General features: G+C 26.2%; 14 protein-coding genes. 11 read left to right on the top strand and 3 right to left on the bottom strand.

The genetic code is table 11. The annotated features are described in order from the left end of the window. Nucleotides 1-50 precede the first annotated feature (50 nt). Nucleotides 51-821, bottom strand: coding sequence for an IclR family transcriptional regulator (locus T364_RS0100285; RefSeq protein ID WP_035945154.1), 771 nt, complete (start codon nucleotides 819-821; stop codon nucleotides 51-53). Between the two features lie 234 nt (nucleotides 822-1,055). On the opposite strand from T364_RS0100285, the gene T364_RS0100290 reads away from it, so the two are divergent. From T364_RS0100290 to T364_RS0100315, 6 genes are all read left to right on the top strand, one after another. Next, nucleotides 1,056-2,066, top strand: a complete 1,011-nt coding sequence (locus tag T364_RS0100290; RefSeq protein ID WP_027127767.1) for a TRAP transporter substrate-binding protein — start codon at nucleotides 1,056-1,058, stop codon at nucleotides 2,064-2,066. Between the two features lie 25 nt (nucleotides 2,067-2,091). Next, nucleotides 2,092-2,559 (top strand): TRAP transporter small permease, encoded by a 468-nt coding sequence (locus tag T364_RS0100295; protein ID WP_027127768.1) that lies wholly within the window; start codon nucleotides 2,092-2,094, stop codon nucleotides 2,557-2,559. Between the two features lie 12 nt (nucleotides 2,560-2,571). Next, nucleotides 2,572-3,879: a TRAP transporter large permease gene (locus tag T364_RS0100300; protein WP_027127769.1), complete on the top strand. Its 1,308-nt coding sequence runs from the start codon at nucleotides 2,572-2,574 to the stop codon at nucleotides 3,877-3,879. A 51-nt stretch (nucleotides 3,880-3,930) separates the two neighbouring features. Next, a complete protein-coding gene (gene kduI, locus T364_RS0100305; RefSeq protein WP_027127770.1) occupies nucleotides 3,931-4,761 on the top strand; it encodes a 5-dehydro-4-deoxy-D-glucuronate isomerase in 831 nt (276 codons plus the stop codon). Between the two features lie 19 nt (nucleotides 4,762-4,780). Next, nucleotides 4,781-5,554 carry a 2-dehydro-3-deoxy-D-gluconate 5-dehydrogenase KduD gene (gene kduD / locus T364_RS0100310; protein ID WP_027127771.1) on the top strand — a complete coding sequence of 258 codons (774 nt, stop codon included), beginning with the start codon at nucleotides 4,781-4,783 and terminating at the stop codon, nucleotides 5,552-5,554. A gap of 192 nt (nucleotides 5,555-5,746) precedes the next feature. After that, the gene (locus T364_RS0100315; RefSeq protein ID WP_035945155.1) at nucleotides 5,747-6,082 is read left to right on the top strand and encodes a cupin domain-containing protein; all 336 of its coding nucleotides are present in this window, start codon (nucleotides 5,747-5,749) and stop codon (nucleotides 6,080-6,082) included. A 114-nt stretch (nucleotides 6,083-6,196) separates the two neighbouring features. Here T364_RS0100315 and T364_RS0100320 read toward each other — a convergent pair whose 3' ends face one another. After that, nucleotides 6,197-7,105: an AEC family transporter gene (locus T364_RS0100320; protein ID WP_027127773.1), complete on the bottom strand. Its 909-nt coding sequence runs from the start codon at nucleotides 7,103-7,105 to the stop codon at nucleotides 6,197-6,199. Between the two features lie 344 nt (nucleotides 7,106-7,449). On the opposite strand from T364_RS0100320, the gene T364_RS0100325 reads away from it, so the two are divergent. The 4 genes from T364_RS0100325 (at nucleotide 7,450) to T364_RS0100340 (ending at nucleotide 11,065) form a co-directional block, all read left to right on the top strand. After that, nucleotides 7,450-8,376 carry a tripartite tricarboxylate transporter substrate binding protein gene (locus tag T364_RS0100325; RefSeq protein WP_027127774.1) on the top strand — a complete coding sequence of 309 codons (927 nt, stop codon included), beginning with the start codon at nucleotides 7,450-7,452 and terminating at the stop codon, nucleotides 8,374-8,376. A 66-nt stretch (nucleotides 8,377-8,442) separates the two neighbouring features. Further along, nucleotides 8,443-8,892: a tripartite tricarboxylate transporter TctB family protein gene (locus tag T364_RS0100330; protein ID WP_027127775.1), complete on the top strand. Its 450-nt coding sequence runs from the start codon at nucleotides 8,443-8,445 to the stop codon at nucleotides 8,890-8,892. Between the two features lie 12 nt (nucleotides 8,893-8,904). Beyond that, on the top strand, nucleotides 8,905-10,374 hold the full coding sequence (locus tag T364_RS0100335; protein WP_027127776.1) for a tripartite tricarboxylate transporter permease: 1,470 nt from the start codon (nucleotides 8,905-8,907) through the stop codon (nucleotides 10,372-10,374). 28 nt (nucleotides 10,375-10,402) lie between these two features. Then, on the top strand, nucleotides 10,403-11,065 hold the full coding sequence (locus tag T364_RS0100340) for an RraA family protein (RefSeq protein ID WP_035945156.1): 663 nt from the start codon (nucleotides 10,403-10,405) through the stop codon (nucleotides 11,063-11,065). 175 nt (nucleotides 11,066-11,240) lie between these two features. Here the strand turns inward: T364_RS0100340 and T364_RS0100345 are convergent, their stop codons facing one another. Next, entirely contained in the window at nucleotides 11,241-12,008 is a 768-nt protein-coding gene (locus T364_RS0100345) for an IclR family transcriptional regulator (protein ID WP_035945157.1), read from the bottom strand. Nucleotides 12,009-12,138: 130 nt separating this feature from the next. On the opposite strand from T364_RS0100345, the gene recG reads away from it, so the two are divergent. Then, nucleotides 12,139-14,193, top strand: a complete 2,055-nt coding sequence (gene recG / locus T364_RS0100350; protein ID WP_027127779.1) for an ATP-dependent DNA helicase RecG — start codon at nucleotides 12,139-12,141, stop codon at nucleotides 14,191-14,193. The last annotated feature ends 37 nt before the right edge of the window (nucleotides 14,194-14,230 follow it).

Genomic DNA, 14,230 nt, shown 5'->3' on the forward strand with positions numbered 1-14,230 from the left:
GTATAATTATACCATAATAATACTAGAATACAAATAAAAAAATAAAAAAATTATACAATACTTTTTATATTTAATTCTTCAAATTCTTTAGATATTGTAGATGAGTGTTCTTTTAATAAAGTTTTTATATTAAGAATATGTTGTTCAGTAGCTCGAATGGTTGAAAGGCTAACTCCTAGAGCTCCTCTGATATTATTATTAATATAAATAGGAACAGCAATACAACAAGCATCTGATGTCACTTCTCCAAATTCAGAAGCAAAACCATTTTGTTTAGCTAGATTGATAATATTAAGTAAATCTTCAACATTATCAATAGTATTTTTTGTAAATTTTTCTAATTTATCAGAATATAAATTTCTAATAGCTGATTCAGAATATTCCATAAGGAAAACTCTACCTAAAGCTGTACAATATAAAGGCAAATTATGACCAATAGATGAAAGAAGCTTTATTGGATAAGAAGATTCAACTTTAGTAAGATAAAGAACTTCATGATTATTGTTAATCCCTAATTGACATGTTTCATTGCATTTTTCTGAAATGATTCTCATATGAGATTTTATAATATTTAATCCACTTTTATTTTCTAAATATGATTGTCCTATCTTAAAAACTGATAAACCGATAGAATATGTTTGAGATATTGGATCTAAAATTATCATTTCTAAATCTGTAAGAGTTTTTAATATAGGAGAGAGAGTACTTTTAGGGATATTTAGTGATTTTGAAATATTTGAAAATGTTAATTTACCAGAATTTTTTGCTATAGTATTTAAAATATTTATTACTCTTTCTGTTGGTTTGTGAATATTATCCATATTTTTCCTACTTTCTATAATTTTTCTATTTAAAATAATATCAGAAAAAAGAAAAAAAATCTACTTAAATATAAAGAAAATATATAATATGTATTTATTTAGAAAATATATCTATAAAAAAGACAAAAAATATAAAAAAAGTCTTGACACTATAAAAAAAATATAGTATATATTTAATATACTTAAATACGAACCAGTTCTTAAATACGAACATAAAAAATAGGGAGGATTTATATGAAAAAAGTATTATTTGTTGGAAGTTTATTAGCAATGGGAATTTTAATGGGATGTTCTGGAGACAAAGGAAAAGCTGAAGGGAAACAAGAGACTGTAAAAACTCAAGTTTTAAAAGTAGCATTTAACCAATCAGAGAATCATCCTCAATACAAAGCTTTAGAAGAATTTGGTAAAAAATTAGAGGAACAAACAAAAGGAGCATATAAATTAGAAATTTCTCCTAATGAATTACTAGGAGACCAAAGAGCAACAGCAGAATTAGTCCAAAATGGAGTTATTCAAATGTCTGTTGTTGGAAATCCTGTAGTTGAAAGTTTTAACTCAGATTTCGCTGTAATTGGATTACCATACTTATATGATAGTTTAGAGCATCAAAAGAAAGTATTTTTATCAGATGTGTTAGATCCATTATTTGAGTCAGTAAAATCAAGTGGATTTGAAGTAATAGGAGCCTTTACAGCAGGAGCAAGATGTTTATATACTGATAAACCAATGGTAAAACCAGAAGATTTAAAAGGATATAAATTTAGAGTAATGCAATCTGATACAATGAAAAAAATGGTAGATTATATGGGTGGAATAGGAACTCCTATGGGACAAGGTGAGGTTTATACAGCAGTTCAACAAGGAGTTATTGAAGGAGGAGAAAATAATGAAGTTACTTATGTTGATTTAAAACATTATGAAATAGCACCATATTTCTCTTATACTAACCACTTAATGGTTCCAGATTTAATTATAATTAATGAAAAATTATATAATGGAATGACACCAGAAAATAGAAAAATATTTGATGATTTAATGAAACAAACAATTGAAAATGAATTTGAAGTTTGGAATGAAAATGTAGAAGTAGCTAAAAAAGTAGCAACAGATAATGGAGCTAAATTTATAGAAGTAGATATAAAACCATTCCAAGAAAGAGTAAAACCACTACAAGAAGAAGTAGCAAATAGATCAGAAATGACTAAGAAAATATACTCAGATGTAAGAGCATTAGCACAATAATTAAATGTCTATTAGAGGTAAACATATGGAAAAAATAAAAAATATTTTAGACAAGATTATTGAAAAATTTTGTATAGCAATAATGGGTATAATGACTCTTCTAGTTACATGGCAAGTTATAACAAGATATTTTTTTAATAATCCTAGTATAGTAACAGAGCAAACATCACAATATCTTTTTGTTTGGTTAGTAATGTATGGTTCTGCTTATGTATTTGGGAAAAGAGAACATATGCAAATATCATTTATTAGAGATTTGGCTTCTCCATCTATCAGAAAAATAATTGATATTATTCAAGAAATAATTATAACTATATTTGTTATAACAGTTATGATTTATGGGGGGTATTTTACATCTCTTAGACAAATGGGACAAGTAGATGCAGCTTTACAAATACCTATGGGGGTTGTTTATTCTGCTATTCCAATAAGTGGGATATTTATAATATTTTATGCAATTTTAAATATAACAAAAATTGCTAAAAGAGATTAAAAGGAGAAATATATGGATTTAGCAGTACAAGTAGGATTAATAATATTTATATCATTGGCAATATTTTTAGCTTTAGGAGTTCCTATAAGTATTAGTATAGGTCTTTCTTCTACAATGGCAATGTTATTGATTTTGCCTTTTGACGGGGCTATGATAACATCAGCTCAGAGAGTATTTATAGGAACAAATTCATTTTCATTGTTAGCTATTCCATTTTTCATTTTAGCTGGGAATATAATGAATACAGGTGGAATAGCTATAAGACTTATAAATTGTGCTAAATTATTTGGTAGAAGATTCTATGGACCATTGGCACAAGCTAATGTTGTAGCAAATATGTTATTTGGGGCTATTAGTGGTTCAGGTGTTGCAGCTGCAGCAGCTGTAGGAGGAACAATTTCTCCAATTGAAGAAAAAGAGGGATATGATAAAAAATTCAGTGCTGCAGTAAATATATCCTCAGCTCCAACAGGAATGCTGATACCACCAAGTAACACCTTAATTGTATACTCAACAGTTGCTGGAAGTGTCTCTGTATCAGCTTTATTTATTGCAGGTTATTTACCTGGAATATTATGGGGAATTGGTATAATGATAGTAGCAGCTATTATGGCTAAAAAATTAAATTATAAATCTGAATCTGATATAAATAAAAAAATAATAATAAAAACAATATTAGATGCAATTCCAAGTTTATTATTGATTATAATAGTAATAGGTGGAATATTAAAAGGAATATTTACAGCTACAGAGGGTTCAGCGATAGCAGTTGTTTATTCACTATTTTTATCTTTTATTTATAAAGAAATGAAAATGAGTGATTTACCAAAAATATTTTTAAGTTCAGCTCAAATGACAGCAATAGTTATTTTTATGATAGGAGTTTCTTCTATAATGTCTTGGGTAATGGCATTTGCTCATATACCACAAAAAATAGCTGAAATACTTTTAGGTATTACAGATAGTAAAATAATTATATTAATAATAATGAATATATTATTATTAATAGTTGGTACTTTTATGGACCCAACACCAGCAGTATTAATATTTACACCTATATTTTTACCAATAGTACAAAGTTTTGGAATGACACCTGTTCATTTTGGTATAATGTTGGTATTTAACTTATGCATAGGAACTATAACACCACCAGTAGGACCAATATTATTTACAGGATGTAAAGTTGGGGGAGTGACCATTGAAGATGTATTTAAGTGGTTATTACCATTCTATGGAATAACAATAATAATTTTATTTATAGTAACATTTGTACCAGCATTTTCACTATTCTTACCTCAAGTTTTAGGTTTGATAAAATAATAAAGATTTGATAAAATATATATAATAGAAACAGATTATTAGGAGGATTATATGGAAATTCGTTATGCTTCAAGTAATAAAGATGCTAAGGCATATGATACAACAAGACTTAGAGAAGAGTATTTAATACAAGATTTATTTACACCAAATAATATAAAATTAGTTTATTCACATTATGATAGAATAATTGTTGGAGGGGTTTGTCCAACAACAGAAGAAATAAAATTAGAGGGAAGTAAAGAACTAGGTTCTAATTTCTTTTTAGAGAGAAGAGAAATGGGAATTATAAATGTTGGAGAAGCAGGTGTAGTTACATTAGATGGGGAAGAATATACTTTAAATAATAAAGATGCTATTTATATAGGAATGGGAATAGAAAAAGTAACATTTAAATCTTTGAATCCAGAAAAACCAGCTAAATTTTATCTAAATTCAGCACCAGCTCATCATAAATATCCAACAGTAAAAATTGGATTAGAGGATGCTAGAAAAGTAAAATTAGGAAGTATTGAAACATCAAATAAAAGAACAATAAACCAATATATACATCCAGATGTTTGTCAATCATGTCAACTAGTTATGGGAATGACTATGTTAGAAGATGGATCTGTATGGAATAGTATGCCTTGTCATACACATGATAGAAGAATGGAAGTTTATTTCTATTTTGATATGGAAGAAGACACAAGAATATTCCATTTAATGGGAGAACCAACAGAAACAAGACATATAGTGATGAAAAAAGAAGAAGCAGTGATTTCACCTTCATGGTCAATTCATAGTGGAGTAGGAACAGCAAGTTATACATTTATTTGGGGAATGGTTGGGGAAAATCAAACATTCACAGATATGGACCATATAGCAATGAAAGATTTAAGATAGTATTATTTAGGAGGAAATTATGTTAAACGAATTCTCAATGGATTTCTTTTCTTTAAAAGGAAAAGTTGCAATAGTAACAGGAGGAAATACTGGACTAGGGCAAGGATATGTAGTAGCTTTTGCTAAAGCTGGAGCAGATTTATTTGTAGTTACTTATGATAGAGAGTGGGAAGAAACAAGAAAATTAGTAGAAGCAGAAGGAAGAAAAGTTCACTTTTATCAAGCTGATTTAACAGATAGAAAACAAGTTACAGCTTCAGTAGAAGAGTGTATGAAAGTTTATGGAAAAATAGATATTTTAGTAAATAATGCTGGAACAATAAGAAGAGCTCCATTATTAGAGTATAAAGACGAAGATTGGGAAGCAGTAATAAATATAAATTTAAATGCTGTATATTACATGAGTCAAGATGTAGCAAAAGTTATGGCAAAACAAGGAAGTGGAAAAATAATTAATATAGCTTCAATGTTATCATTCCAAGGAGGAAAATTTGTACCGCCATATACTGCAAGTAAACATGGAGTAGCAGGAATAACAAAAGCTTTTGCTAATGAGTTAGCTTGTAAAAATATTCAAGTTAATGCAATAGCTCCAGGATATATAAAAACAGCTAACACAGCACCTATTAGAGCTGATGAAAAAAGAAATGCTGAAATATTAAGTAGAATACCAGCAGATAGATGGGCTGAACCATTTGATTTGATGGGAACAGTAGTATTTTTAGCAAGTAGAGCATCAGACTATGTAAATGGACATATATTAGCTGTAGATGGTGGTTGGTTAGTTAGATAATTATAATTTAAGGATAAAAGGTGTAATAGGAAGGTTATTACACCTTTTTTTATAAATAAAAAATAATATTTAAATTATTTTGTTGGTTTTTATTAGAAAATTATATATAAGGAATTATTCTAAATATAGAAAATAAATAATGATTTGGAAATTAATTTTAATATTAGTTAAATTGAATTGGAGTGTGAAGAAATGATACAAAATTTTTTTATAAATGATGAAATAAAATTTGAAGATTTAGGAGATGGAGTAAAAAGAAAAATATTAGCTCATAATAACCCTTTAATGATAGTTGAAGTTCATTTTAACAAAGGGGCTAAAGGATATCAACATAAACATAAGCATTCACAAGTTACATATATATTAGAGGGAAAATTTCAATTTATAGTAAATGGAAAAGAAAGAATAGTACAGAAAGGAGATAGCATTTATATAGAAAGTGAGACATTACATGGAACTACTTGTTTAGAGCAAGGAATATTATTAGATATATTTACTCCAGAAAGAGAAGATTTTCTAAAAATATAAAATATAATTAAAATTTACATATAATATTTTAAGAAGTTATATTATAATTTTAACTATTTTAGTTAAAATTAAGTAAAAACCTACTATATTAATCATATAGTAGGTTTTTATTTATCATATTATAAAAACTAGAGAAATCATAATAATTACACTAATAACAATAGAAATAGAGCTAATAAATCCAGCTAATCCTATATTACCATTACATTTATCTACAAATACAGGACTAAGCCCTGAAATAGGAGCAAACATTATAATTGTAATTATTTTCCTAATATCTAGGGGAAAAGGTAAAAAATTATAAAAAATTAAAGACATAATGGAAGCAAATAAATATCGTATTCCTAAAATACTTAAAGATTGAGTAAGATATTCTTTTTTAAATTCTATTTCAAACATCATTCCTATCATTAACATAGACAAAAAAGTATTAGATATTCCAATTGGTGTTATAAAATTTATAAAAGAAATAGGAATTTTAATATCATTAAATGATAAAATTACTAAAATAATGTATACTAAAAATGCTGGTGAAAAAAATAATTTTAATAAAATTTCTTTTAAATTTTGAGCAGAAGAGTTTTTTATATATAAATTGGCTATAGCATAAGCTCCTCCTATACAAAAAGGAGCATTACCAGTATCAAACATACAAGCTCCTATAACTCCAATAGGTCCTAAAATATTAGATAAAAAAGGAATTGTAAAAGAACCCATATTATATCCTGTACTAGATATTATATATAATGCTCTAGTTTTATTATCTTTATTCCTTGAAATAAAGGCCCCAATTTGTAAAAGTATAAGGTTACAAAAAACTCCCAAAAAGATAAAGATGATAAGAGAATTATTTTTATCAAAATTTTGAAAACTAATTATAGTTGCAGCAGGTAATGTAATATTTATAGCTATTTTGGATATTAATTTATAATCCTCTTTTTTAAAGAAAGAAATTTTTTTTAAAAAATATCCGAAAAAGATTATAAAAACAAGAGAAATTACTTTTAATAGAATTTTTTCCATAAATCCCTCCATAAAATAAAAAATATAATTTAAACTTAATTATATATTATCTATAAAAATATAAAAAGAAAAGTAAAAAAAAAATATTTATTTTCATATATGAAAATTTGATTACGAAATAAAATTTATAAAATATAGATTATAAAAAAATAGAATTAAAAAAATAGAATTAAAAAAATAGAAACGTTGTATTTTCATATATGAAATTTTTTTTAGAAAAAATAATTGATAAAAAATAAAAAATAATGTATAACTATATTAATTAATGATTAGAGATTATAAAAAATACTTAAATCTCTAAAAAAAAACAAAATGTATTGTATTTAAAACAAGGAGGAGTTGTTATGAGAAAAAAATTGGTAGCACTATTATTTATGATTTTAGGTATTTTTACCTTTGGAAAAGATTATCCAAGTAAAAATATCAACTTAATTGTTCCATTTGCAGCAGGAGGAGGAACTGATGCTGTAGCAAGAAAATTAGGAAGTTTATTAGAGAGAGAGTTAGGGCAACCAGTTATAATAGTAAATAGAACAGGAGGAGCAGGAGCTGTTGGAATGACAGCAGGTTCTACATCAAAGAAAGATGGTTATACAATTACAATGATAACAAGAGAAATTGTATCTTTACCATTAATGAAATTATCACCAATAACATATAAAAATTTTGATTTAGTTTCACTTGTTAATATGGACCCAGCAGTAGTTTTAGTAGGAAAAGATTCTAAATATAAAACTTTCCAAGATATTTTAGATGATGCAAAAGCTAGACCAGAAAAAGTTAAATTTGCAAGTACAGCTAAACCTAATTTCTATGCTTTAGCAATAGAAAATAAAGTTGGGGTCAAATTTAATCACATTCCTTACAATGGAGCAGGAGAAGTTGTTCCAGCTTTATTAGGAAATCATGCTGACTTTACTTTAATGGGACCAGGAGAAGCAATAGGACAAATTAAATCAGGACAATTTAGAGCATTAGGATTAATGGCTACAGAAAGATCTGCGACTTTACCAGAAATACCTACATTAGGAGAATTAGGATATAATATAGTTTCTGGAACTTGGAGAGGAATAGCTGTACCAAAAGGAACAGACCCTGAAATAGTAGCTACACTAAACAAAGCAATAGAAAAAGTTACAAAATCAGAAGACTTTAACAACTTTATGAATAATGCAAACTTTGGTGTAAAATATTTAGGACCTAAAGATTTTGAAAAATTCATAGAAGAAGATACAGCAGTAATAAAAGAAATTGTAGATAATTTAAAATAAGTAATTAATGTGTGTTAAAGAAGGGATTTTTATTAATCCCTTTTTTAAATGAAAAAGGAGGAAGTTTTGTTAGAAAAAGTATTTTCTATTTTATTATGTATTATTAGTGCAGTGGTATATTATTCTGCTAGTAATTTTGATATGAGTTATATTGGAGATAGTGGGTTAGGACCCGACTTTTTTCCAAAAGTGATTTCTGTTATATTATTTATATTAAGTACTCTAATTTTTGCTTTTAAAGTGATGGAAGAGAAAAAAGAAAGAAATAAAGAAAAAGCTAATCAAAGTCCTAAGTCGACTTTATTAACTATTGGTTTTTTTGCTGTTTATATTTTTTTAATAGGAAGATTAGGATATTTAACATCAACAATGTTATTTTCTTTTGCAGTAATTTCTATTTTAAAGAAAAACTCATTAATGTTAAAAATAATATATTCAGTAGTTTTTCCAGTAGGACTATATCTTTTATTCACATATGCGTTTAAAGTATCTTTACCAGTGGGAATATTAATATAGGAGGAAAAAATTATGTTAGGAAATTTATTAACAGGTTTAGGAACAGCTTTACAAATAGGAAACTTTATATATTTAGTTTTAGGTGTAGGTGGAGGGATAGTAATAGGGGCATTACCAGGTCTTACAGCAACAATGGGAGTTGCTATACTATTACCTTTTACTTTTGGAATGGATGCAGTTACAGGTCTTATAATGCTAGTTGGTATATATGTAGGGGCTATTTATGGTGGTTCTATATCAGCAATACTTTTAAATACTCCTGGAACTCCAGCATCAGCAGCTACATGTTTTGATGGATATCCATTAGTAAAACAAGGACATCCTGCTAAAGCTTTAAGTGCTTCAACTATAGCTTCAGCTTGTGGAGGATTAATAAGTTGTGTGGCTCTTGTAACAATTTCACCAGTTTTAGCGAAATTTGCTTTAAGGTTTTCAGCTCCAGAATATTTTGCTTTGGCTTTGTTTGGATTAACAATAATAGCAAGTATATCAGCTGAAAATTTCTTAAAAGGAATAACAGCTGGAGTTGTGGGATTATTAATCTCTACAGCAGGAATGGATTATATTACAAGTTATCCAAGATTTACTTTTGGGATAGTAGATTTATTAAATGGATTTTCAGTTATTCCAGTTTTAATAGGATTATTTGCTGTATCAGAAGTTTTTAACCAAATAGAAGCTTTAATAAATGAAAAAGAAATAAAAACAAATATTAAGATGGATAGATCTTACATGAATTTATCTGAGATTAAGTATTGTGCACCTACAATTTTAAAATCAGGAATAATTGGAACATTTATAGGAGCTATTCCAGGAGCAGGGGCAGATATAGCAGCTTTTGTTTGTTATAATGAAGTAAAAAGAAGTAATAAAAATGAAAAATTTGGAGAAGGAAATCTTAAAGGAATTTGTGCACCAGAAGCAGGAAATAATGGTGTAACAGGTGGAGCATTAGTACCATTGTTAACTCTTGGAGTACCAGGGGATGCAGTAGCAGCTGTACTTTTAGGAGCTTTAATAATTCAAGGATTAACACCAGGACCATTATTATTTGAACAAAATCCAGAAATTGTTTATGGATTATTTAGTTCAATGATTTTAGGTAATATACTTTTATTAGTTATTGGATTAGCAGGAATAAAATTCTATAGTAGAATAGTTGAAATTCCAAAAATAATGATGATTCCTAGTATTTTAATGTTATCATCAATAGGTTCTTATTCAATGAATAATAGTATATTTGATGTAGGAGTAACATTTGCTTTTGGAATAATGGGATATATTATGGGAAAAATAAAAATGCCTAGTTCACCTATTGTTTTATCTGTAATATTAGGACCTATGTTAGAAACAAATTTAAGAAAAGCAGTTCTTATGTATGAAGGGTCATATGCTTTTCTATGGACTAGACCAATAACTATAGTATTTTTATTGTTATCTGTGTTATCAGCATATTCAGCAATAAAAAAACAAAAAAAATAAAAATATAGTTTAGAGAGGGGAATCGATTATGGTAAATATAAATGAAAAAGAATTATTAGAAGTAATAAAAGAAAAATTAAATACTTCTGTTATTGGAGATATATTAGATTCTTATGGATATTATCATCAAATTTTACCTCCACAAATAAAAGCTATGAAAAAAGGACAAAGAATAGTTGGTTATGCAATGCCTGTATTAATGATAGATGTTTTTGGTCCTCAGGAAAAACCTTTTGGAAGATTAACAGAAGCACTAGACCAAATAGAAGAAAATGAAATTTATATTTGTACTGGTGGAACTCAAAGATGTGCTTATTGGGGAGAATTATTAACAACTACTGCTAAATATAGAGGAGGAGTAGGAGCAATAATAAATGGATATCATAGAGATACAAGACAAATTGAAAAAATAGATTGGCCTGTATTTAGTATGGGAAGTTATGCTCAAGATTCAGGAGTAAGAACTCAAGTTGTAGATTTTCGTTGTACTATTGAGATTGGAGGAGTTACTATTCATAATAGAGATTTGATAGTAGCAGACGAAGATGGAGTTGTAGTGGTTCCAAAAGAAGTAGAAGAAAAAGTTATAGAAGAAGCTTTAGAAAAGATAAAGGGTGAAAATAAATTTGTAGAAGCCATAAAAAACGGAATGAGTTCAACAGAAGCATTTAAGAAATTTGGGGTTTTATAGAATTTATTTTTATTAAAAAATTATTTCTAAAAATATATATTAATAAGGATTAACTTTTATATTTTTTATAGAAGTTAATCTTTTTTTATTTTGATATATTTCTTAGAAACTATAAATTAAAATAAAAAACTACATCTTTTTACTTATATTAAGTTATAAGATGTAGTAATTGTAATTATTTAAAATATTTTAATCTTTTTGAAATTTCAGAAGAAGATTTTTTCATTTCAGAAATTAAAAAATTAGTTTTTTCTTGAGTTAAATCATCAGAAAAACAAGGACAACTGATAGCAGCAATAATTTTATTTGTTTCAGTTAAAATTGGGACAGCAACAGCTTTAATTTCTTCTGAATGTTCCATATTGTCAAAAGAAAGTTTATTAATATTAATTTTAAAAAGTTCTTTTTTCAATTCTTCTCTATCAGTAATTGTATTCTCTGTATATTTTGGTAAAATAGGTGGAAGTAATTTATTTAATCTACTTTCACTAAGTTGACAAATTAAAATTTTACTAGCAGCACCTGCATGTAAAGGATAAATAGAATTTTCGTTTACTGAAACTTTAATTAAATCACCACTGACAATTTTTGCTATGCACCTAATTACATTATCATCTAATACACTTAATTTAAAAGTTTCTTTAAATTTTAAAGAAAGCTCTTCTAAATATGGGTGAGCTATATTTTTTATTAAGGTATATTTATCATTTTTATTTGAAAAAATAGAAAATTTTTCTCCAAGAGAATATAGATGGTCTTCAAAATTTAAATAATTTAATTCTGTTAATACAGATAATAATCTATGAGTAGTAGCTTTAGGTATATTTAATTCTTTTGAAATAGTAGCTTGATTTGCTTTTTCCTTATTATATAAAAAATCAAAAATTTTATCAGCCTTTTCAATGGCAGGAACTTTTTTTTCTGTAATAACTCTCTCTTTCAATTATATCACCTCTTATTTTTTTATATTATACAATATAATTTTTAAATATAAAACTTATTTTTATCTTTCTTTATTAAATAGAAAAATAAAATATGATATAATAAAAAATAAAAAAATATTGGAGAAACTTATGGAAAATAATTATGAAATAATTTTTGAAAAAGTAGAAAATTTAGAGAATTTAACTCCTAAAGAAAAGAAGAATCTTCTATCTTTAGGAATTTTAACATTAAAAGATTTGATTTATTATTTTCCTAGAGCCTATGATGATAGAACAAATATAAAAAAAATAGAAGAGTTAAGAGGAAATGAATATGTGGTATTAAAAGTACAATTTTTAACTATAACAAATCCATATCTTCCCTCAAGAGTAAAAATGACTAAAGCAAGAGCTACAGATGGAACTGGAGTTATAGATGTAGTTTGGTTTCAAATGCCTTATCTAGCAAAAACTTTAAAAGTTGGAGAAGAGTATATACTGATAGGTCAAGTAAAACCTGGATATAATTTTCAAATGACAAATCCAGAATATAAAAAAGTATCCAATCAACAGGAAGTTTCAAAGGGAGAAATATTACCTATATATAGTACAACAAAAGCATTTACTCAAAATTCTTTAAGAAAAATTTTAAAAAAAATATTAAATAATTATTCAAAATATTTTTATGAAAATATTCCAAATGAAATTGTAGAAAAATATAAAATTTTAGATAGAAAATCTGCTTTGAAAGAAATTCATTTTCCAGAAAATAAAAAATTATTAGAAGAAGGAAAAAGAAGATTTGCTATAGAAGAATTATTAGTATTAGAAATGGGAATTTTACAGAATAAATATGTATCTGGAAATTTACATGAAAGAAATTATAAGTTAAAAGATAATAGAAATTTAGTAAAAAATTATCTTGAAAATTTAGGTTTTCAATTGACAAAAGCTCAGAAAAAAGTTATTACAGAAATATATAAAGAATTAAATGAGGGAATATATATAAATAGGCTTATACAAGGTGATGTTGGAAGTGGAAAAACTATAGTAGCAATGGTTTTATTATTATATATAATAGAAAATAATTATCAAGGTGTAATAATGGCTCCAACAGAAATATTAGCTACACAACATTATCTTTCTGTAAAAGAAGAATTTGAAAATTTAGGAGTGAGGGTAGATTTATTAACTGGTAGTGTAAAAGGCAAGAAAAAAGAAAAATTACTTGAAGATATAAAAAATGGAGAAGCTCAACTTTTAATAGGAACTCATGCTTTAATTGAAGATAATGTAGAATTTAAAAATTTAGGATTAATAGTAATAGATGAACAACATAGATTTGGAGTTGTACAAAGAAAAAAATTAAGAGATAAAGGAATTTTGTCTAATTTATTAGTAATGAGTGCTACTCCAATTCCAAGGTCTTTAGCTTTAAGTATATATGGAGATTTAGATGTATCCATAATAGATGAATTACCACCAGGAAGAAAACCTATAAAAACTAAATGGATAAATAATGATAGTGATTTACAAAAAGTTTATGAGTTTATTGAAAAAAAATTAAAAGAGGGAAGACAAAGTTATTTTATAGTACCATTAATAGAAGACAGTGATAAAATTTCAGCAAAATCTGTTGAAGAATATAGAGTAGAAATAGAAAATATATTTTTTAATAGAAAAATAGGAATTCTTCATGGAAAAATGAAAAATCAAGAAAAAGATGAAATAATGAAACAATTTAAAAATAAAGAGATAGATATTTTACTTTCTACAACAGTAGTAGAAGTTGGGGTAAATGTGCCTAATGCAAGTATTATTACAATTATTAATGCAGAAAGATTTGGATTATCTTCATTGCATCAATTGAGAGGAAGGGTTGGAAGAGGAGAGTATCAATCTTATTGTTTCTTAATTTCTAATAGTGATAATGATAATACTAAAGCTAGAATGAGAATAATGGAAAAAACAAATGATGGTTTTGAAATAGCTGAAGAAGATTTAAGGCTTAGAAAAGCTGGAGAAATATTTGGTGTAAAACAATCTGGTTTTAGTGATTTAAAATTTATAGATATAACTCAAGATGTTAAAACTATAAAACTTGTAAAAGAAATTTGTTTAGATTATTTAAATAAAAATAATGGAAAAATAAATAACGAATATTTATCAAGAGATATTTTAGATAAATTTAAAGAAAGTATTTAAAAAACTTTTAAAAAATAAAAAAGTATGATAGAATGAA

The organism is Fusobacterium perfoetens ATCC 29250 (assembly GCF_000622245.1).
In the GTDB taxonomy this organism is placed as follows: Bacteria; Fusobacteriota; Fusobacteriia; order Fusobacteriales; family Fusobacteriaceae; genus Fusobacterium_B; species Fusobacterium_B perfoetens.